The following is a 20,276-nucleotide window of genomic DNA, read 5'->3' on the forward strand; positions in this document are numbered from 1 at the left end:
CGCCTGCGGTGGCCGAGGTGCGGCGCGCCGTGCGCGCGGCACTCGTCGCCGGCCGCCGGGTGCTGGTGGCCTGTTCCGGCGGCGCCGATTCGCTTGCGCTGGCCGCGGCCACGGCGTTCGAGGCGCCACGCGCGGGCGTCGCGGCCGGCCTCGTCACCGTCGACCACGGATTGCACGCCGACTCGGCCGCACAGGCCGCGCGCGTCGCCGCGCTGGGTGTCGAGCTTGGGCTCGACCCGGTCGAGGTGGTCCCCGTCGACGTCGGCCGCGCCGGTGGCGTCGAGGCGGCCGCACGCACCGCGCGGTACGCCGCCCTGGACACCGCGGCCGCGGCGCTGGACGCCGATGTGCTGCTCGCGCACACGCTCGACGACCAGGCCGAGTCGGTGCTGCTCGGGCTGGGCCGCGGCTCGGGGCCGCGCTCGATCGCGGGCATGCGGGCGCTCGACGGGCGGCACGTGCGGCCGCTGCTGCAGGTGCGGCGGCGGACGACGCAGGAGGCGTGCGAGGCGCTCGGCCTGCCGGTGTGGCACGACCCGGCGAACACCGACCCCGATTACCAGCGGGTGCGGCTGCGGCACGAGGTGCTGCCGCTGCTCGACGACGTACTGCAGGGCGGGGTCGCGGCGGCGTTGGCCCGCACCGCCGACCTGCTGCGCGACGACCTCGACGCCCTCGACGCCCTCACCGCCGCCCGCCTGGACCTCGCCTTCCCACCCGGGATGGTCGTTGCCGAGGGAGAAATCGCGACCATCCCGGGTGGGAAGGCGAGGTCGCTGGAGGTGGGCGCGCTGGTCGACCTGCCGCGGGCGGTGCGCACCCGGGTGCTGCGCGCATGGGCTGCGGCCGTCGGCGCCGACGTCCCGCTCAGTGCGGAGCGCACCGCGGCGCTGGACGCGCTCGTCACGCAGTGGCACGGGCAGGGACCGATCGACCTGCCGGGCGGCGTAGCCGTCCACCGACAGGATGCGACACTCGTCGCGTGTCCGAACTCGACGCAGACATCGACGAAGTCCTGATCAGCGAGGACGACATCCGCGCCCGGATCGACATCCTCGCCAAGCAGATCGACGATGACTTCGCCGGCCGCGAGCCGGTGCTGGTGGGTGTGCTCAAGGGCGCCGCGATGTTCATGTCCGACCTCGCACGCGCCCTGCAGCGGCCGTCGACCATGGAGTTCATGGCCGTCAGCTCCTACGGCAGCGGCACGCAGAGCAGCGGCGTGGTGCGCATCCTCAAGGACCTCGACCGCGACATCGCCGGCCAACACGTGCTGATCGTCGAGGACATCATCGATTCCGGGCTGACGCTGTCCTGGCTGTTGAAGAACCTGCGCAGCCGCAATCCCGCCTCCATCGCCATCGTGACGTTGCTGCGCAAGCCCGACGCGGTGAAGGTCGACGTCGCCGTCGACTACGTCGGCTTCGACATCGCCAACGAGTTCGTCGTCGGGTACGGCCTGGACTACGCCGAGCGTTACCGTGACCTGCCCTACGTCGGACGGCTCAGGCCCGCGATATACGGGGGCTGAGCTACCTCGACCGTGTCACACGCACAGGCGCCGGCCGAGGTCGGGCGTGTACCGTCGAAGCTTCGACGACGAGGCCGCTGAGCGCCTCCTGGGCGGGAAGGAACGCGGGCGGGCCGACGTTCGTGATAACGGTATGAATCGCAAGCGCATCCTGAGGTCCTGGTGGCTGTGGGTCCTTATTCTCCTTTTCCTGTTCTTCCTGGTGCCGAATCTGCTCTCCAGCGGCAGTGGCTACCACGGCGTGAGCACCTCGGACGCCATCTCGCAGATCTCGGCCGGCAACGTCTCCAAGGCCGTCGTCGAGGACAAGGAGCAGACGCTCGAACTGCAGCTCAAGAGCGGCAAGAGCTTCGAGGGCAAGTACGACAAGATCAGCTCGCAGTACCCCTCGGGTGTGTCCGGCCGCGTGTACGACGCGCTGGAGAAGTCCGGCAGCTCCGGCACCGAGTGGCGCACCAAGGTCACCAAGCAGAACACCTGGCTCTCGCTGCTATTCAGCCTGCTGCCGATCCTGCTCATCGTCGGTGTCCTGTTCTTCGTCATGAGTCAGGTGCAGGGCGGCGGCAACCGGGTGATGAGCTTCGGTCGCAGCAAGGCCAAGCTGGTCAACAAGGACACCCCGAAGACGACGTTCGCCGACGTCGCGGGCGCGGACGAGGCGATCGAGGAGCTGCAGGAGATCAAGGAGTTCCTCGCGGCACCGGCCAAGTTCCAGGCCATCGGCGCGAAGATCCCCAAGGGCGTGCTGCTTTACGGCCCGCCCGGCACCGGTAAGACACTGCTTGCCCGCGCTGTGGCCGGCGAGGCCGGCGTGCCGTTCTACACGATCTCCGGTTCGGACTTCGTCGAGATGTTCGTCGGTGTCGGTGCCTCGCGCGTGCGCGACCTGTTCGAGCAGGCCAAGTCGAATGCGCCGGCGATCATCTTCGTCGACGAGATCGACGCCGTCGGCCGGCACCGCGGCGCCGGCATGGGCGGCGGCCACGACGAGCGGGAGCAGACGCTCAACCAGCTGCTCGTCGAGATGGACGGCTTCGACGTCAAGGGCGGCGTCATCCTGATCGCGGCGACGAACCGGCCGGACATCCTCGACCCTGCGCTGCTGCGCCCGGGCCGTTTCGACCGGCAGATCGCCGTCGGCGCACCCGACGTCATCGGCCGCGAGGCCGTGCTCAAGGTGCACGCCAAGGGCAAGCCGTTCGCCGCCGACGTCGACCTGGGCGTCATCGCCCGGCGCACGCCCGGCTTCACCGGTGCCGACCTCGCCAACGTCATCAACGAGGCCGCGCTGCTCACCGCACGCACCGGCGGCCGGTTGATCACCGAGGCGTCGCTCGAGGAGTCCATCGACCGCGTCATCGCCGGGCCCGAGCGCAAGACCCGCGCCATGAGCGACAAGGAGAAGCGGGTCACCGCCTACCACGAGGCCGGCCACGCCCTCACCGCGTGGGCGATGCCGAACCTTGACCCGGTGCACAAGGTGACGATCCTGCCGCGCGGCCGCTCCCTCGGGCACACCCTGGTGTTGCCGCTCGAGGACCGCTACACCCAGACGCGCGCCGAGATCCTCGACCAGCTGGTGTACGCGCTCGGCGGTCGCGCCGCCGAGGAGCTCGTCTTCCACGAGCCGACGACCGGCGCCTCCAACGACATCGAGAAGGCCACCAAGCTGGCCCGCTCGATGGTCACCGAGTACGGCATGAGCACCAAGCTGGGCGCCGTCAAGTACGGCACCGGCGACTCCGAGCCGTTCATGGGCCGCGACTACGGCAACCAGCGCGACTACTCCGAGGACATCGCCGCGGACATCGACAGCGAGGTCCGCGAGCTCATCGAGGGCGCGCACGACGAAGCGTGGGAGATCCTGCAGCAGTACCGCGACGCGCTCGACCAGATGGTGCTCGAGCTCGTCGAGAAGGAGACGCTCGCCAAGGACGATCTCGAGCGGATCCTCTCGCCGGTGCACAAGCGGCCGCCGCACAACACGTTCAGCGCGTTCGGCAAGCGCACGCCCAGCGACCGCCCGCCGATCGACATCCCGCCGTCGCTGCGCAAACGCGTACCCAACGGCAGCGCCAACGGTCACGGCACGAACGGCGGCTCCAACGGTGGCAGCGCGAACGGTGGCAGCGCCAACGGCGGGCGGCACGCGCAGCCCGGCGTCGTGCCCGAGCCGAACGCCCCGCAGCCGCCACCCGGCACATCCGGCACCGAGGGCGGGGGCATGTTCGGCCCGCAGTCCGGCGGAGCCTGACGGTGACTGGAGCGCAGTAGTGGACCAGTCGCGCGCCGAGGCTGCGGTACGCGAACTGCTCATCGCCGTAGGTGAGGACCCCGATCGTGAGGGTCTGCGCGCTACGCCGGGACGTGTCGCGCGGTCGCTGGCCGAGACGTTCGCCGGCCTCGATGTGGATCCCGGTGAGGTTCTGTCGACGACGTTCGACGAGGGCCACGACGAGTTGGTGCTCGTTAAGGACATCCCGATGTTCTCCACCTGCGAGCACCACCTCGTGCCGTTCCACGGCATGGCCGCGGTCGGTTACATCCCCGGCGCCGACGGGCGCATCACCGGGCTGTCGAAGCTGGCCCGCGTGGTCGACCTCTACGCGCGGCGCCCGCAGGTGCAGGAGCGGCTCACCGGGCAGGTCGCCGACGCGTTGGTGAAGCGGCTGGAACCGCGCGGCGTCATCGTCGTGATCGAGGCCGAGCACCTGTGCATGTCCATGCGCGGCGTCCGCAAGCCGGGCGCGCGGACGATGACGTCCGCCGTGCGCGGCATCTTCCAGGAGGACCCGCGGACCCGCGCCGAGGCGCTCAGCTTGATCCTCGGGCACTGAACGCACCATCGTGGATCGCGTGACGAGCACGGTGTTGCCGCGGCGCGCCGATCGCATCAGCGTCGTCGGCGTGCTGAACGTGACACCCGACTCGTTCTCCGACGGCGGCCGGCACGACTCGGTGGACGCTGCCGTCGAGCACGGCCTGGCGCTGCGCGACGCGGGCGCCGACCTCGTCGACGTCGGCGGGGAATCCACCCGGCCCGGTGCGCGACGCATCTCCGCCGACGAGGAACTGCGCCGGGTCAAGCCGGTGATCTCGACGCTGGCTGCGCACGGTGTCGCGGTGTCGGTGGACACGTACCGCGCATCCGTCGCCGCGGCAGCACTCGACGCCGGCGCAATCGTGGTCAACGACGTCTCCGGCGGGCTCGGCGACGACGCGATGGCCGCGGTGGTGCGCGACGCCGGCTGCCCGTGGATCCTCATGCACTGGCGCGGGCACAGCGAGCGGATGCAGGAGCTCGCGCACTACGACGACGTGGTGCGCGAGGTGCACGACGAGCTGATGGCGCGGGTGGACGCGGCGCTGGCCGCCGGCATCGACGCCGAGCGGCTGGTCATCGATCCCGGGCTGGGGTTCGCGAAGAACGCGGCGCACAACTGGGCGCTGCTCGCCTCGCTGCCGACACTGGTCGGCACCGGGCTGCCGGTGCTGGTCGCGGCGTCGCGCAAGTCGTTCCTCGGCAGGTTGCTGGCCGCGCCCGACGGCATCCCCCGGCCGGTGGGCGAGCGCGAGGCGGCCACGGTGGCGATCACCACTCATTGCGCGCAGCAGGACGTGTGGGGCGTGCGGGTGCACGACGTGCAGGCGTCGGTGGACGCCGCCTGCACCGTCACCGCCCTGCGCAGCGCGGCGGCGCACGGTGCGACCACGTGAACAGCACGATCGCGCTGACCGGGTTGCGGGTCCGCGGCCGGCACGGCGTGTTCGAGCACGAGCGCCGCGACGGGCAGCACTTCGTCGTCGACGCCGTGCTCGAGCTCGACACGAGCGCCGCGGCCGCCTCGGACGACGTCCGCGACACCGTCGACTACGGCGATCTCGCGCAGCGGCTGGCCGCGGTCGTCGCGGGCGAGCCGGTGAACCTGCTCGAGACGCTGGTCCAGCGGCTGCTCGACGTCTGCCTCGACGACGAGCGCGTCGAGGCGGCCACCGTCACGGTGCACAAGCCGCAGGCACCCATCCCGCTGGCGTTCGCGGACGTCGCGGTGACCGCGACCCGGGCGCGCGCGTGAGCGACGCCGTGTTGTCGATCGGGTCGAATGTCGGCGACCGGCAGGCCAACCTGCGGCTCGCGCTCGACGTGCTGCGGCCCTGGCTGCAGGCGGTGTCGGCGGTCTACGAGACACCGCCCTGGGGGCCGGTGCCGCAGGCGGACTACCTGAACGCGGTGCTGCTGGTGTCCGACGGCGCGGCCGACGCTGTCGAGTGGTTGACCCGCGCGCACGCCGCCGAGCGCTCGGCGCACCGTGAGCGGGATGTGCGGTGGGGGCCGCGCACCCTCGACGTCGACGTCGTGACGGTGCGCACGGCGGGCGGTGATGTGCGCAGCGACGACCCGCAGCTCACTCTGCCGCACCCGCGCGCGCACGAGCGCGCCTTCGTGCTCGTCCCGTGGCTCGCAGTGGACAGCTCGGCGGTGCTGCGCGGGGTACCGCTCGGTGACCTGATCGCCCTGCTCCCGGCCGACGAGCGTGCTGCGGTCCGGCGGACGGGGGTGGAGCTGCGATGACCCGCGCCGGCGGACCGGGCGGCCCGGGCATGCGTCGCACCACCTGGGCCGACCTCGCGGTGCCGTTCGTGATCATCGCGATCACGGCGTACGTGCTGCTGCGCTTCTCCTACAACGATCTGCCGCCGCTGCAGTACATCCTGCCGGTGCCGCTCGCCGCGCTGGCCGCGGTGGAATTCGTCGCCTCGCGGCGCGTCCGCGCGGCTGTCCGCCACGACCCGCGCGCGCGGCCGATGGCAGCGCTCGTCATCGCTCGCTGCGTCGCGCTGGGCAAGGCGTCGGCACTGGTGTCCGCGGGTGTCGCCGGCGCCGCCGTCGGCCTGTTCGTGCGGCTGTTGCCCGACCTGCACACGGTCGGTGCGGCCGGCCACGACGCCGCGGTGGGCGTCCTCGTCTTCGTTGCGGCCGCCCTTTTGGTGCTCGCCGGACTGTTGCTCGAACGCGCCGGGATCGACCCGGGCAACGACGGCCGACGGCGCTGAGACAGCTTTCCAAGCCGGATATGTCCGCGGCGTTCGGGTGACTAAGCTGGCCCGGTGCCACGCCGAACCGATGCGCCCCCCACGGGTCGGGTCACGGCACTCAGAGGTGCAGGTTTCGCACTGGCGGTCGTGCTCGGCGCGGTCGCGGTGTGGCTGATCGTCACCAGCGGCACGAGCCCCAAGCGCCTCGAACTCGGCATTCTGGCCGGGCTGTGGGGCGCGTTGCTCGGTGCATTCACGCTGTTCGGCGCCCGTCGGCCGGTCGGTGTTCACGACGACGCCGAGCTGGACGAAGCGCGCGACGCACGTGATCGCGCGGAGCGCGCCTGGCGCGAGCGCGAGCTCGCAGACGCACGTGACGCTCGCGATCGCGCGGAGCGCGAAAGCGCGCAGGCCCGTACTGCCGAGATCGAGCTGCGTTCTTCGACGAAGTTGGAGCGGGCGGCCGAGGCGGAGCAGCGTCGCGAGTTCCAGACCAACCTGCAGTCGATGCTGCAGGGCGAGATGTCACACATCCGCGACGTCGTTAGCGGCGCGGTCACCGAAGCCGTCAGCGGCGCGGTGAGCGGTGAGGTCGCGTCGTTGCGTTCGGAGGTCGCGAGTCTGCGGGCTGAATTGTTGGAGAAGGTCGGTGGCCAGCTGCGGCTCGAACGCATCGAGACCACCCGGGTGATCGGTTCGGACCTCGAAGCGCTGCAGCACGAGGTCCGGGCGTTGAAATCCGCCAACATGATCGGCGATACCGTGCCCGCCGACGTCGCCACCGCGCGGCGCACCGTCGTCGAGCCGGCGCGGGTGCGTCCGATGAGCCGGGAGAGCGCCGAGGTCGAGGCCGACGTCCAGCCCGCGGTGGCGCCCACGCAATCGACGGACGAGCAGCCGGCGCCGCGGCCGGTGCCCGACCCGCCGGGACGCCCGACGCCCGAGCCGCGCCCGGCGGCAGCCGAACAGGGCCCGACGCCGAACGGTGCCGAACCCTTTGCGGCACTCCCGCGCATCACCCCGTTCACCGCCTTCGAGCTCGACCCCGTCGAGACCGCTCCGGCGCCGTCGCCCTACAGCGGCCGCCGGCGGCGCACGGACGACGGTGACGCGCAGAACGGCGCTCGGCCCGGCCGGCACGCGGGCCAGGAGCAGACGTCTGCGGACGCGCCGGCACCCGGGCGTCGCCGCGCTGCCGAGCCGGAGGAAGCGATCGGCCGGCACGGCACGGACTCTGCTGCCGAGGCGAACGGTCGCGGGCGGCACGGCGCCGGCCGGCACAGCGACAACGACGCCACCGGTGCCGGGAGCGATCTGGGACTGCGTAATTGGTCCTTCTCGCGGCGCGCCGACCGCTGAGCGCACCGTCGCACCGGGCGTCATGGACTCGGTACTCGCGTGGTGCGCGTTCTTCGGCGCCTGGCTGCTCGTCGCGGGCCCCATCTACCAGGCGGCGATCGAGTTGCGCGACGAGGACATCGAACGCGATGACATCGCCGCAGCCGCTCACACGGTCGACCGGCCGGCGCGCGTGTCGCCGTGGTGGTGGTTGCTGCCGCCGGTGCATATTCTGCTGCGCCGCCGACGCAACCGTGCCTACCGCCGTGAGGTGTTCGACCAGCTGACTGCCGCACAGGTGGAAGCGTTCGTCAGCTTCATGAACAAGGCGACGGGCTGGCTGTTCGTCGCCGGTGGCGCGCTGCTGCTCGCCGTCAACGAGACGTGGGAACTGCGCGAGCGCGAGGAGTGGCCGATCGCGGTCTTCTGGGTGGTCCTCGTCGTGCTGGCTTTCGCCTGCGCGGCCAACACGGCGGTGCGGATGCAGCGGGGCCAGCGGATGATCGACCAGCGGCGCACTCCGGACTGACCGAGGCGCACAACGACAACGGCCCCGGCCGTCCGTGCGGACGGCCGGGGCCGGTGCTCCCCCGTCGTTCGGGCTACTCGATCACGGGCGCCGCGAGGCGGGCACCACGTGCCCGCGCTGGTGACGTCCGGTGGGCGCCGTGGCGACCTTCGGCGACACGGTCCGCGCCTGCGAGCTCGCCGACGTGGTGCCGTCGAAACCGATCGCGAACACGTGCGCGTCACCGCCCATCGAGGTCGGCAGCGTGATGCTGGCGACCGTCTTGCCCGCGGTCAGCGGCGCGTCGATGCCGAACAGGTAGGTGTCCACCCCGTCCGACGTGTTGCCCGGCGCGTTGCGATACGCCGTCTTGGCCGCTGTGACGTTGCCGGCCACCGGCTTGTTCTCGCCGGCGCCGAGCGTCCAGTCGCTGAACATCGCCGTGAACGTCGACGTGCTGCCGTCGGTGTACGTGACGGTCACCGTGCCGCCGGCACCGGTCGTCGCGTCCGCGTTGGACGCCGAGCCGAGCAGGCCGATCTTCGTCGCCCCGGCCGGCACGGCCAGTGGGATCGTCTGACCGGACATCTCGATGTTGTCCAGCGAGGCGGACGGCACGTCCGGCCACACGTACTGCACGCCGTCGGCGCTCACCGTGCCGCCGGGCTTGACGCCCTGGGCGGCCAGTGCGGCGGCCGAGTAGCTCCAGCCCTCTCCGTCGAAGGTCGCGGCGTCGGTGTTGTCGTCGTCGGTGATCCCGGCGTTGGTGTAGTACGGCCACACCTCGCCGGCCTTGGCGACGGCGACGGACACCGACGAGCTGGACAGCTGATCGGCACCCATCGTGAACGACACCGCAACGGTGTACCGGCCCTCCGAGGACGAACCGGCGGTGACGGTCAGCGGTGCGGACACCGTCTGCCCGGCCGGCACCTGCAGCGTGCCGTGGTCAGGAGAGACCGTGACGCCGGAGCTCGGCTTCGCGGTCCACTTCACGGTGCGCGCCGTCTTGCTGATGTTGGTGACCGTCACCTGCGTCGTCGACGACGCACCCGGCTGCTCGATCAGGCTGGACGGTGCCACCGAGGTGAACACCGGCGACTCGCCGGTGCCGTCGGACGGCGGCGCGTCCGCTGCTGCGGTGCCCCAACTGGTGTCCGCCGTCGTACCCAGGTCGACGTTCATCGTCGGGCCCTTGTCGAGCGTGGACCACGTCGTCCACGGCTTGCTCGACGCCTTGCCGTTGATCGACAACCCGTGCACGTACGGCGCGTTCGGCGCGGCGTTCGGTGCGGTGATCGTGAGCGTCTTGCCGTTCGCGAGGTGCACCTCGGTCAGCGGGAACGTCGGGCTGCCCATCGCGAGCGTCGCGGTGCCTGGCGTCTCCGGGTACATGCCGAGGTTCGACCACACGTACCACGAACTCATCGCGCCGAGGTCGTCGTTGCCGAACTGCCCGACGGGCGCATTGAAGTACAGCTTCTGCTGCGCCTCGCGCACCGTCTGCTGCGTCTTCCACGGCATCCCGACGTAGTCGTACTCCCACGGGATCTCGATGCTCGGCTCGTTGGACAGATCGGCGTTGGTCGAGCTCGGGTGGTCGATGGACGTGAAGAGGCTGTCCAGGTAGCTGCCGTACTTCGCGTTGCCGCCACGGGCCGCCGCCAGCGCCTTGATGTTGAACGGCACCATCGGCGTGTACTGCGCGGCAGTTCCCTCGACCATGCCGGTGCTCGTGGACGGCGTGAAGCCGGGCACCCAGTTGCCGTCGGCCTGCTTGGCCTGCACGTAGCCGGAGGCCGGGTTGAACACGTTCTGCCAGTCCTGCGCGCGGGACGCGAACTCCGAGTAGGTGCTGTGCCGGCCGAGCGTCTTGGCAAGCGACGCAATGGCGTAGTCGGCGCTGTCGTACTCGAGCAGCGTCGACACCGAGCCGTAGAAGTTGCAGCAGCCGTATTGCTTGTCGTTCGGGATGTAGCCGTACTGGTCGCGCGCCGACTGGGCCGGCCGGATGTTGTTCGTCTGCGTCGCTTCGTCGATCATCGCGCTGAGCGCGTGCGAGGTGTCGAAGTCGCGTGCTCCGAAGGCATACGCGTCGGCGATGATCGAGTCGGCCGGATCGCCGACCATCACGTAGCTCTCGCCGTTGTTGAACGCCCACTTCGGCAACATGCCGGACTGATCGTAGTCGTTGAGCATGGACGTGATCGAGTCGCTGGTCTGCTGCGGCGCGACCATCGCTGCGAGCTGCACCTGGCTGCGGTAGATGTCCCAACCGGAGTAGTTCGCATACTGCTCGTGGCCGTCGGCGGCGGTGTGGACCTTGTTGTCCATGCCCATGTACTGGCCGTTGTCGTCGCTGAACACGTTGGGGTGCAGCAGCGCGTGGTACATGGCCGTGTAGAACTGCGCCTGCTGGGTACGCGAGCCGCCGCCGATCTCGATCTTGCCGAGCAGGTCGTCCCACGCCTTGGTGGTCTGCGCCCGCGTTCCGCTGAAGTCCCAGGCCGGGATCTCGTCAGCCAGGTTCGCGATCGCGTTGGTGTCGCTGGTGTAGGAGATGCCGACCTTCGAGGTCACCGACTGCGTCTTGGTGGTGTCGAACGTGAGCACCTCGTTCGCCGGGCCACCGTTGCTGCTGGTGCCGACGGACTTCGCCGTGAACGGCTGATTGAACCGCACGTCGAAGTGCAGCGTGTAGTCGTTCTCCTCATCGGCGCTCTGCCCGCAGAAGTGGCCGGTGGTCACCGAGCCGATGACTTCCTTGTTGCCGATGACACTCGCACTGGTGCCGTCGACCGTGGTGGCGCTGCCGGCCAGCTTGAGCACCAGGTTCGACTGCGTGCCGGCCGGGAAGGTGAACTTGCCGAGGCCGGCGCGGGTGGTGCCGGTGAGGGCGGTGGTGACGGCGTCGGCACCGGCGCCGGTCTTGACCGAGTAGTAGCCGATCTTGGCCGTCTCGTTGCTGTGGCTGAACGGCACGGTGAGGTCACCGGGCTTCGAGCCGGTGTCGCCGACGTAGGGCAGCATCGGGATGTCGCCGCCGGCGCCGCAACCGGGCCCGGAGATGTGGTCGAGGCTGAACCCGCTGATCAGCGAGTCGTCGTACTCGTAGCCGCCACCGGCCGGGCGGTCGGGCGACGTGTCCGGGCTCCACTGCAGCATGCCGAACGGGGCGTCGACGCCGGGGAAGGTGTCGACGGCGCCGGACGTGCCGACCAGCGGATTGACCAGCGAGGCGGGGTCACCGACGGCGTGTGGCGCGGCCGCCGACGACGACGCAGGCGTCGCGAGTGCCAGACCGGCGACCAGGGCGAAGGCGGCGCCGGCGGCCACCAGCCGGCGACGCGCAGCACGGGGTGGGGGATTGGCGTGGACGCGCACCGGCGTCTCCTTCGGGCTCGATGACAACGTTGTCGCTGCCGATGCCGAAGTTCTATGCCTTAGTCCGATATGTCGTCAATAGCCGCACTCGCCGGCTTCATCTGCAGCACACGCTGTGCACTTCAGGTGCGGGTGTCGTGCACCGGCTCGGACCGGCGGCGAGCAACGACGTCGCGGCCGAGCTCGACGGCCTCGTGTCGCAGGCCGATGGCGGGGCCGCCGATCAACTCCCAGGCGCGCGCGATGCCGATGAGGAAGCAGAACACCACGAGCAGCGCGAGGTTGTCCTGATGGGTGTGGGCGCCGCCGGTCTCGACGGCGATGGCGTCGACGAGCTGCGTCACGAATACCGCGGCGAGCCCGATCAAGAAGGCGAGGTCACGGGCGAGAGTCCATCGCAGATGCGGGAAGCGGCGCAGCGTCAACAGGGCTCCGGCGACGAAGGTCAGTCCGGCGATCGCGAACGAGAGCGCACCGGAGCCGAGTGCGCCCGGAACGAGCGCGAACAACGACACCGCCAGTGCATTGGTGAACGCCGTCAGTGACGCCGACGCGCGGATGCGATGCAGTGGTCCGTCCTCGCGCGCGCGAAGGCGTTCGGTGGAGACCGAGATCGCCACGAACAGCAGGCCGACGAGCGCACCGGCCACGCCGGCAGCGGCAACGAAGAAGTCGTGCAACTCGTCGGTGACCACAGGCTGATTGTGCCTTGACAGCCAGACTCGTTTGCTGGCTGACTGTGCGACGCCATGACAACCTTGTCACCAGTGCCTGGGCCCGGCCGTCGGCCGACGATGCGCGATGTCGCCGCCCGCGCCGGCGTCAGCCTCAAGACCGTCTCCCGGGTGCTCAACGACGAGCCGGGCGTGCTGCCCGGGCCGGCGGGGCGGGTGCGCGCCGCCGCCGCGGCGTTGGGCTACCAGCGCAACGAGTCCGCCGCCGCGCTGCGCCGTACCGGGCAGTCGAGTCGCACGATCGGTCTGGTGATCGAGGACGTCGGCAACCCGTTCTGGGCGGGGTTGATCAAGGCCGTCGAGCAGATCGCCCGCCCGCGCGGTTACCTGCTCGTCGCGGGCAGTTCCGACCAGGATCATGACGTCGAGCGGGAATTGATCACCAGCCTGTGCGCGCGTCGTGTCGACGGTCTGCTCGTCGTGCCGAGCTCGCGCGATCTCGGTTATCTTTCCGACGAGCTCGCGCACGGCACCGCGATCGTCGCCGTCGACCGGCCGCTGCCCGGCTTGGACGTCGACTCCGTGGTGTCCGGCAATGCGGACGGTGCGCGGGCGGCCGTCGATCACCTCGTCGAACTCGGTCATCGCCGGATCGGCTACGTCGGCGACACCGCGACGTACACGTCGGCCGAGCGGCTGCGCGGTTACCGGCAGGCGCTCGCCGCGCACGACATCGCCGACGATCCGCAGCTGCTGCGCGTGGCGCACGACGTGCCCGCTGCCCAGGCCGCGACGCGTGAGCTGCTGGATTCGACGCCGGCGGTGACGGCGTTGTTCACCGGCAACAACCTGTTGACCCGCGGCGCGATCCGGGCGCTCGCGCAGCGGCGGCACGACGTCGCGCTGATCGGCTTCGACGACTTCGCACTCGCCGATCTGCTGGAACCGTCGGTGTCCGTCGTCGCCCAGGACCCCGCGGCGCTGGGCCGGCAGGCCGCGGAGCTGCTGTTCGCCCGGATCGAGGGCGACGCCGGTCCACGGCGCCAGGTAGTGCTCTCGACCGAGCTCATCGTCCGCGGGTCGAGCCTGCCCGCGGCCTGACACCCGACGCGTGGCGACGCTGCGGGTAACACGCCACAACCAGCCGGCTCGGCAACCGTGCACCGCGTGCAGGGCGACACGCCGCTACACCGCGCGCAGCCGGTGCACGGTCGGGCGACCGCCGTCTCGCTCCCTGCCTAGGGATCGGCTAGCGGCGCGAGGTGATCGCGGCGTCGAGCATCGCCGCGAACTGCCGGGTGATGCCGCGGCGGCGCGCACTGTCGTCGGTGAGCAGGTTGGCGAGGCCGAGGCCGCGCGCGAGGTCGAGCACGGCCTGCACGGTCTCGCGTACGCCGGCGACGTGCTCGTCGACGCCGAGCAGGCTGACGACCATGCGGTGCGTGTCCCGGCCGAGTCGTGCCTCGAGCGCGACGACCTGCTCGCGCAGCTGCGGTTCGGAGGCGGCCGCGACCCACAGCATGAGTGCTGCACGGAAGTTCGCGCCGGTGAACAGGTCGAACACGAGACCGACGATGGTCTCGGTGTCCGTGTACGGCCCGCGCGCGGCGACTTCGCGGCGCATCTGCGCGGCGTGTTCGGTGGTGACGTACTCGAGCGCCGCGGTGAACAGCGATTCGCGCGTCGGGAAGTGGTGCTGCGCCGCGCCGCGCGACACCCCGGCGTGTTCGGCCACCACCGCCACGGTGCTGGCGCCCCAGCCGAGCTCGGCCAGGCAGGTCACGGCCGACTCCAGCAGCCGCGCGCGGGTCAGTCGGGAGCGGTCCTGCTGCGGGCCGCGGACCTCGACGTTCGTCATTCGCCCGCCCAGCGGGGTGGTCGCTTCTGCAGGAAGGCCAAGATCCCTTCGCGTGCCTCGTCGGAGGCGAACAGTCGCGCCGACTGCTGTTGCACCGCGTCCGCGCTCGCCGCGAATCTGGCCCGGACCGCTGCCGTCGTCAGCGGCTTGGTCTCGGCGAGGCCCTGCGGCGAGCACGCGCGCAGGCCGTCGAGCACCGTCGAGACCTGCGCGTCCAGGTCGTCGCACGCGGTGGTCAGCAGGCCCGCCGCCGCGGCGTCTGCCGCGCCGAACTTCTCGCCGGTCAGGAAGTAGCGCGCGGCGGCGCGCTCGGTCATCCGGCCGAGCGTCGTCAGCGAGATGATCGCCGGCGCCAAACCGAGGCGCGCCTCGGTGAACGCGAAGGACGCGTTGTCGCTTGCGAGCGCGACGTCGCTCGCGCCGACGACGCCGATGCCGCCCGCGCGCACGGCACCGTCGATGCGCGTCACCACCGGCTTCGGCGTCTCGATGATCGTGCGCAACAGTTCCAGCATGCGGGCCGTGCCCTGTTCCGGTCCGCCTTCGGCTGCCTGCTCCTTGAGGTCTGCGCCGGCACAGAAAACCGAACCCGTGTGGGTGAGCAGCACCGCCCGCACCGCGTCGTCGGCGGCAGCGGCGGCGAGGTGCTGCGACAGCTCGCCGACCAGTTGCGCCGACAGCGCGTTGCGATTGCTCGGCGAGTCCAGGGTGACCGTCGCGATCGCGCGGTCGACCGCGTAGTGAACGAGTTCGCCAGTGCTCATGTCTCGATCCGCCAGCGTCGCTCGACCACGTCAGTACGACTTCGGCAGGCCGAGGCTGAACTGCGCCACGAAGTTCAGGATCATCTCGCGCGACACCGGCGCGATCCGCGCCACCCGGGCGCCGATCAGCAGGTTGCCCAGCCCGTACTCCGACGCCAACCCGTTGCCACCGTGCGTCTGCACCGCCTGGTCGACGCACGCGATCGACGCCTCGGCTGCCGCGTACTTCGCCATGTTCGCCGCCTCGCCCGCGCCCATCTCGTCCCCGGCGTCGTAGAGCGAGGCCGCCTTCTGCATGGCGAGCTTCGACAGTTCGAGCTCGACCTTCGCCTTCGCCAGCGGGTGCGAGATGCCCTGGTGCGTGCCGATGGGTTTGCCCCACACCTGCCGCTCGTTGGCGTACTTCGCCGCCTTGTCCAGCGCGTAGCGACCCATGCCGACCGACCCCGCCGCGGCCATGATGCGTTCCGGGTTGAGGCCCGCGAACAGCTGCGACAGCGCGGCGTCCTCCTGCCCGATGAGCGCGTCGTAGGGCAGCCGCACGTCGTCCATGAACAGCAGGAACTGCTTGTCCGGCATGACGACGTCCATGTCGATGGCGCGGTACTCGAAACCCGGTGTGTCGACCGGGAACGCGAACAGCGCCGGCTTGAGCCGGCCGGTGCGCGCGTCCTCGGCGCGGGCGACGATGAGCACCGCGTCGGCGTGGTCGACGCCCGACACGTAGATCTTGCGGCCGTTGAGCACCCAGCCGTCTGCGTCGCGGCGCGCGGTGGTGGTGATGTTGTGCGAGTTCGAGCCGGCGTCGGGTTCGGTGATGCCGAACGCCATGATCGTCGAGCCGTCGGCCAGTCCTGGCAGCCAGTGTTGCTTCTGCTCGTCGCTGCCGAACTTGCTGATGATCGTGCCGTTGATGGCCGGCGAGACGACCATCATCAACAAGCCGCAGCCTGCGGCGTTGAGTTCCTCGCAGACGAGCGCGAGCTCGTACATCCCGGCGCCCCCGCCGCCGTACTCCTCGGGCAGGTTGAGGCCGAGGAAGCCGCTGCTGCCCGCCTCCTGCCACAACTCGGTCAGTGGCTCGCGCGCCCGCGCACGAGGCGCGGTGTACTCGTGGCCGTATCGCCGGCCGAGCTCGGCGACCGCCTTGCGCAACGCGACCTGTTCCTCGGTCTCGCGAAAGTCCACTGTCAGTCCTCCTCGGTCAGGACGGCCAGCACGGCGCCGACGTCGATCTGCTGACCCACGGTCGCGGGCAGCTCGACGACGACGCCATCGGCCGGCGCGTCGATGCGGTGTTGCATCTTCATTGCCTCGAGCCACAGGATGGGCTGCGCGGCGGTGACGTGGTCGCCGACTTCCACCGCGATGCGCACGACCGATCCCGGCATCGGCGCGACCAGCGAGCCGGGCGCGACCTGCTCACTCGGATCGACGAACCGCGGCACCCGGCGCAGCGTCACGGGTCCGAGCGCGGAGTCGACGTAGACGAACTCGGGGTGCACCGCGACGTCGAAGGCGCGCTGCACGCCAGCGACGTCCAACACCACGCGATCGGGCACCGCGCTGACCAGGGCGACGTCGGCAAAACCGTCGGCGACCAGGCCGTCGCGGGTCAGCCGGTAGTCGATGTCGGCGCCGTCGAAGGCGACACGTTGCGGTTGGCTCACGACGTTGCGCCAGCCGGACGGCAGGCTGCGCAGCGCGGACGCGTGCGAGCGCGCGTCCGCGTCGACGGCGAGCGCGGCGGCGAGCGCGCTGATGCGGCGGGCGTCGGCGTCGGCCAGCGGTGCGGCGAGCGCGGCCAGCCCGTGCCGGTCGAAGAACGCGGTGTCGGTGTCGCCGTCGCGGAACGCGTGGTGCCGCAGGATGCGCACGAGCAGGTCGCGGTTGGTGACCACCCCGTGTACCTGCGAACGGGCGAGCTTGGCGGCCAGTGCGCCCGCCGCGGCCGCGCGGGTCGGCGCCCAGGCGATGACCTTCGCCAGCATCGGGTCGTAGTTGACGCCCACCACCGTGCCGTCGACGACGCCGGAGTCCAGACGCAGGCCCGCGTCGTGCGCGCCGAGCGCGAACTCGACGTCGACACCGGGCACCGCGAAGCGGGTCAGCGTGCCCGACTGCGGTTGCCATGCCGCGCCGGGGTCTTCCGCGTAGAGGCGCACCTCGATCGCGTGCCCGTGGCTCGGCGGCGGTCCGGGGTCCAGCCGCGCGCCGTCGGCTACTGCGAGCTGCAGCGCGACCAGGTCGAGGCCGGTGGTGCACTCGGTGACCGGGTGTTCGACCTGCAGCCGGGTGTTCATCTCGAGGAAGAAGAACCCGCCTGCCTCGTCGGCGATGAATTCCACCGTTCCGGCGCCGGTGTAGTCGACGGCGCGGGCTGCCGCGCGCGCAGCCGCGAACAACTCCTTGCGCATGCCGTTGATGCGCTCGACGAGCGGCGACGGTGCCTCCTCGACGACCTTCTGGTGCCGTCGCTGGATGGAGCACTCGCGCTCGCCGACTGCCCACACCGTGCCGTGCACGTCGGCCATGACCTGTACTTCGATGTGCCGGCCGGTGGCGAGGTAGGGCTCGCAGAAGACGGTCGGGTCGCCGAATGCGCTCGCCGCCTCGGCCCGCGCGGCAGCGATCTCGTCGGCGAGCTGGTCGAGCTCGCGCACGATGCGCATGCCTCGGCCGCCGCCGCCCGCCGACGCCTTGATCAGCACGGGCAGGTCGGCGGCCGTGACGGCCTCGGGATCCAGTTCGGCGAGCACCGGCACGCCGGCGTCGGCCATCAGCTTCTTGGCCGCGATCTTGCTGCCCATCGCGTCGATCGCGTCCGGCGGCGGTCCGATCCAGGTCAGCCCGGCGGCGATGACGGCGCGCGCGAAGTCGGCGTTCTCGGAGAGGAAGCCGTAACCGGGATGCACGGCGTCGGCACCGGCACGACGAGCCGCGTCGACGATCAGGTCGGCGCGCAGGTAGGTGTCCGCCGGCGCGGCGCCGGGCAACCGCACCGCAGCGTCGGCCTCGTGCACGTGCGGTGCGTCGGCGTCCGGGTCGGCGAATACGGCGACGGTGCCCAGTCCGAGGTCGCGGCAGGTGCGGAAGACCCGCCGCGCGATCTCACCACGATTGGCGACGAGGACAGTCGTGATCATGTCGCCCGCCTCCACACCTTCCCGTGATCAACAGCAGTAACCGGTCGCCAGGGCGACCAATTACTGCTGTTGATCACCGGTGTGCGGGTGCGGGTGCTGGTACTGGTGCGGGTGCTGGTCATAAGCGGAACACCCCGTAGCCGTCCGCACCGTGGACCGGGGCGCCGTGCGCGGCGGACAGCGCGATGCCGAGCGCGGTGCGGGTGTCGCGCGGGTCGATGACGCCGTCGTCGTAGAGCATCCCGGACAGGAACGGCGCCAATGACTGCTCTTCGATCTGCGCCTCGACGTACGCGCGCATCTGCGCGGCACCGTCCTCGTCGAACTCCTGGCCGCGGGCCTGCGCGGCTTGCCGCCCGACGATCGTCATGACGCCCGCGAGCTGCGCCGGCCCCATCACCGCGGACTTCGCGTTCGGCCAGGTGAACAGGAACCGCGGGCCGTACGCGCGCCCGCACATGCCGTAGTTGCCCGCGCCGTAGGAGGCGCCCATCGTCACCGTGAAGTGCGGGACATTCGAGTTCGACACCGCGTTGATCATCAGCGCGCCGTGCTTGATGATGCCGGCCTGCTCGTACTCCTTGCCGACCATGTATCCGGTGGTGTTCTGCAGGAACAGCAGCGGCGTGTCGGCGCGGTTGGCGAGCTGGATGAACTGCGCGGCTTTCTGCGCCTCTTCGCTGAACAGCACGCCGCGCGCGTTCGCGAGTACGCCGATCGGGTAGCCGTGCAGCGACGCCCAGCCGGTGACCAGCGAACCGCCGTACAGCGGCTTGAACTCGTCGAACTCGCTGCCGTCAACGAGCCGGGCGATCACCTCGCGCGGGTCGAAGGGCATCTTCAGGTCGGTGGGGACGATGCCCAGCAGGTCCTCGGCGTCGTGGATCGGTTCTGCGTAGTCCAGCTTCGGGGTCGGGCCCTGCTTGTGCCAGTTCAGCCGGCTGACGATCTCGCGGCCGATGCGCAGCGCGTCCTGCTCGTCCACGGCGTAGTAGTCGGCGAGGCCGGACGTGCGCGCGTGCATGTCCGCGCCGCCGAGCGATTCGTCGTCGGCGTCCTCGCCGGTGGCCATCTTGACCAGCGGCGGCCCGGCCAGGAACACCTTGGACCGCTCCTTGATCATCACGACGTAGTCGCTCATGCCGGGGATGTACGCGCCGCCCGCGGTGGAGTTGCCGAACACCAGCGCGATGGTCGGGATGCCCGCCTCGGACAGCCGGGTGAGGTCGCGGAATATCGCGCCGCCCGGGATGAAGATCTCCTTCTGGGTCGGCAGGTCGGCACCGCCGGACTCGACGAGCCCGATCACCGGCAACCGGTTCTGCAGTGCGATCTCATTGGCGCGCAGCGTCTTCTTCAGGGTCCACGGATTGGACGCGCCGCCGCGCACCGTCGGATCCGAGCCGTTGATCATGCACTCGACGCCGTTGACCACGCCGATGCCGGTGACCACCGACGCGCCGACCGTGAAGTCCGAGCCCCACGCCGCGAGCGGGGATAGCTCCAGGAACGGCGAACCCGGGTCGAGCAACAGCTCGATGCGCTCGCGGATCAGCAGCTTGCCGCGCGCGTGGTGCCGGTCGACGTACTTCGCTCCGCCGCCGGCGACGGCCTTGGCCTGCTCGGCGTCGACGTTCGCGATCTGCGCGAGCAGTGCCTCGCGGTTGGCGCGGTGCTCGGCCGAGGACGGGTCGACGGCCGTCTTCAGCACGGTCACGCCGCCCACCCCCACACCGAGATAGAGCACCCGTGATCAACAGCAGGTTTTGGCTGCTGGGGCGACCATTTCCTACTGTTGATCACCGAGATGGAGCACCCGTGATCAACAGCAGGTTTTGGCTGCTGGGGCGACCAATTCCTACTGTTGATCACCGGGGATGAGCGCGGGGTTGTCATGAGGTGTATCCCAGGGTCTTGGCGGCGAGGCCGGTGAGGATCTCGGTCGTCCCGCCGCCGATGCCGATGATGCGCATGTCACGGAACTGCCGCTCGACCTCGGACTCGCGCATGTAGCCCATGCCGCCGTGCAGCTGCAC

At 70.7% G+C, this 20,276-nt stretch carries 19 protein-coding genes; 11 read left to right on the top strand and 8 right to left on the bottom strand.

Going from position 1 to position 20,276, the window contains the following annotated elements; all coding sequences use genetic code 11:
- From tilS to ACFFCN_RS14730, 10 genes are all read left to right on the top strand, one after another.
- A partial coding sequence (tilS, locus tag ACFFCN_RS14685) for a tRNA lysidine(34) synthetase TilS (protein WP_375492792.1) occupies positions 1–1,019 on the top strand: 1,019 nt, incomplete at its 5' end.
- Positions 983–1,531 (top strand): hypoxanthine phosphoribosyltransferase, encoded by a 549-nt coding sequence (gene hpt / locus ACFFCN_RS14690; RefSeq protein WP_375492794.1) that lies wholly within the window; start codon positions 983–985, stop codon positions 1,529–1,531. The genes tilS and hpt, both read left to right, overlap by 37 nt.
- 133 nt (positions 1,532–1,664) lie before the next feature.
- Positions 1,665–3,785 carry an ATP-dependent zinc metalloprotease FtsH gene (gene ftsH, locus ACFFCN_RS14695; RefSeq protein WP_375492795.1) on the top strand — a complete coding sequence of 707 codons (2,121 nt, stop codon included), beginning with the start codon at positions 1,665–1,667 and terminating at the stop codon, positions 3,783–3,785.
- A 19-nt stretch (positions 3,786–3,804) separates the two neighbouring features.
- Complete coding sequence (gene folE / locus ACFFCN_RS14700) at positions 3,805–4,368, top strand: GTP cyclohydrolase I FolE (protein WP_375492797.1); 564 nt, start codon at positions 3,805–3,807, stop codon at positions 4,366–4,368.
- A gap of 19 nt (positions 4,369–4,387) precedes the next feature.
- A complete protein-coding gene (gene folP / locus ACFFCN_RS14705; protein WP_375492799.1) occupies positions 4,388–5,248 on the top strand; it encodes a dihydropteroate synthase in 861 nt (286 codons plus the stop codon).
- Positions 5,245–5,607, top strand: coding sequence for a dihydroneopterin aldolase (gene folB / locus ACFFCN_RS14710; RefSeq protein ID WP_375492801.1), 363 nt, complete (start codon positions 5,245–5,247; stop codon positions 5,605–5,607). The genes folP and folB overlap by 4 nt, the downstream gene beginning before the upstream one ends.
- Positions 5,604–6,104, top strand: coding sequence for a 2-amino-4-hydroxy-6-hydroxymethyldihydropteridine diphosphokinase (gene folK, locus ACFFCN_RS14715; RefSeq protein WP_375492803.1), 501 nt, complete (start codon positions 5,604–5,606; stop codon positions 6,102–6,104). The genes folB and folK overlap by 4 nt, the downstream gene beginning before the upstream one ends.
- A complete protein-coding gene (locus tag ACFFCN_RS14720) occupies positions 6,101–6,586 on the top strand; it encodes a DUF3180 domain-containing protein (protein ID WP_375492805.1) in 486 nt (161 codons plus the stop codon). The genes folK and ACFFCN_RS14720 overlap by 4 nt, the downstream gene beginning before the upstream one ends.
- A 54-nt stretch (positions 6,587–6,640) precedes the next feature.
- Positions 6,641–7,927, top strand: a complete 1,287-nt coding sequence (locus ACFFCN_RS14725; RefSeq protein WP_375492807.1) for a hypothetical protein — start codon at positions 6,641–6,643, stop codon at positions 7,925–7,927.
- A 22-nt stretch (positions 7,928–7,949) separates the two neighbouring features.
- Entirely contained in the window at positions 7,950–8,435 is a 486-nt protein-coding gene (locus tag ACFFCN_RS14730; protein WP_375492808.1) for a hypothetical protein, read from the top strand.
- 81 nt (positions 8,436–8,516) lie between these two features.
- Here ACFFCN_RS14730 and ACFFCN_RS14735 read toward each other — a convergent pair whose 3' ends face one another.
- Both ACFFCN_RS14735 and ACFFCN_RS14740 read right to left on the bottom strand, forming a co-directional pair.
- A complete protein-coding gene (locus ACFFCN_RS14735; protein ID WP_375492809.1) occupies positions 8,517–11,798 on the bottom strand; it encodes a GH92 family glycosyl hydrolase in 3,282 nt (1,093 codons plus the stop codon).
- A 122-nt stretch (positions 11,799–11,920) separates the two neighbouring features.
- Positions 11,921–12,493: a hypothetical protein gene (locus ACFFCN_RS14740; RefSeq protein WP_375492811.1), complete on the bottom strand. Its 573-nt coding sequence runs from the start codon at positions 12,491–12,493 to the stop codon at positions 11,921–11,923.
- Between the two features lie 72 nt (positions 12,494–12,565).
- On the opposite strand from ACFFCN_RS14740, the gene ACFFCN_RS14745 reads away from it, so the two are divergent.
- Positions 12,566–13,573: a LacI family DNA-binding transcriptional regulator gene (locus ACFFCN_RS14745; RefSeq protein ID WP_375492813.1), complete on the top strand. Its 1,008-nt coding sequence runs from the start codon at positions 12,566–12,568 to the stop codon at positions 13,571–13,573.
- 148 nt (positions 13,574–13,721) lie between these two features.
- Here the strand turns inward: ACFFCN_RS14745 and ACFFCN_RS14750 are convergent, their stop codons facing one another.
- From ACFFCN_RS14750 to ACFFCN_RS14775, 6 genes are all read right to left on the bottom strand, one after another.
- Positions 13,722–14,330, bottom strand: coding sequence for a TetR/AcrR family transcriptional regulator (locus ACFFCN_RS14750; protein ID WP_375492815.1), 609 nt, complete (start codon positions 14,328–14,330; stop codon positions 13,722–13,724).
- Complete coding sequence (locus tag ACFFCN_RS14755) at positions 14,327–15,094, bottom strand: enoyl-CoA hydratase family protein (RefSeq protein WP_375492817.1); 768 nt, start codon at positions 15,092–15,094, stop codon at positions 14,327–14,329. Before ACFFCN_RS14755 ends, ACFFCN_RS14750 begins: the two co-directional genes overlap by 4 nt.
- Before the next feature lie 30 nt (positions 15,095–15,124).
- Positions 15,125–16,282 carry an acyl-CoA dehydrogenase family protein gene (locus ACFFCN_RS14760; RefSeq protein ID WP_375492819.1) on the bottom strand — a complete coding sequence of 386 codons (1,158 nt, stop codon included), beginning with the start codon at positions 16,280–16,282 and terminating at the stop codon, positions 15,125–15,127.
- A 2-nt stretch (positions 16,283–16,284) separates the two neighbouring features.
- The gene (locus tag ACFFCN_RS14765; RefSeq protein ID WP_375492821.1) at positions 16,285–18,240 is read right to left on the bottom strand and encodes an acetyl/propionyl/methylcrotonyl-CoA carboxylase subunit alpha; all 1,956 of its coding nucleotides are present in this window, start codon (positions 18,238–18,240) and stop codon (positions 16,285–16,287) included.
- A 118-nt stretch (positions 18,241–18,358) separates the two neighbouring features.
- Complete coding sequence (locus tag ACFFCN_RS14770; protein ID WP_375492823.1) at positions 18,359–19,957, bottom strand: acyl-CoA carboxylase subunit beta; 1,599 nt, start codon at positions 19,955–19,957, stop codon at positions 18,359–18,361.
- Positions 19,958–20,132: 175 nt separating this feature from the next.
- Positions 20,133–20,276 (bottom strand): acyl-CoA dehydrogenase family protein (locus ACFFCN_RS14775; RefSeq protein WP_375492825.1); only part of this gene is annotated, 144 nt, incomplete at its 5' end.

It is taken from the genome of uncultured Jatrophihabitans sp., from assembly GCF_964246335.1.
Taxonomy (GTDB): Bacteria; Actinomycetota; Actinomycetes; order Mycobacteriales; family Jatrophihabitantaceae; genus Jatrophihabitans.

Coding starts and splice junctions, on each gene's coding strand:
- ACFFCN_RS14720 (WP_375492805.1), top strand. CDS start 6,101: ATGACCCGCGCCGGCGGACCGGGCGGCCCGGGCATGCGTCGCACCACC.
- ACFFCN_RS14750 (WP_375492815.1), bottom strand. CDS start 14,330: ATGACGAACGTCGAGGTCCGCGGCCCGCAGCAGGACCGCTCCCGACTG.
- ACFFCN_RS14755 (WP_375492817.1), bottom strand. CDS start 15,094: ATGAGCACTGGCGAACTCGTTCACTACGCGGTCGACCGCGCGATCGCG.
- ftsH (WP_375492795.1), top strand. CDS start 1,665: ATGAATCGCAAGCGCATCCTGAGGTCCTGGTGGCTGTGGGTCCTTATT.
- ACFFCN_RS14765 (WP_375492821.1), bottom strand. CDS start 18,240: ATGATCACGACTGTCCTCGTCGCCAATCGTGGTGAGATCGCGCGGCGG.
- ACFFCN_RS14730 (WP_375492808.1), top strand. CDS start 7,950: ATGGACTCGGTACTCGCGTGGTGCGCGTTCTTCGGCGCCTGGCTGCTC.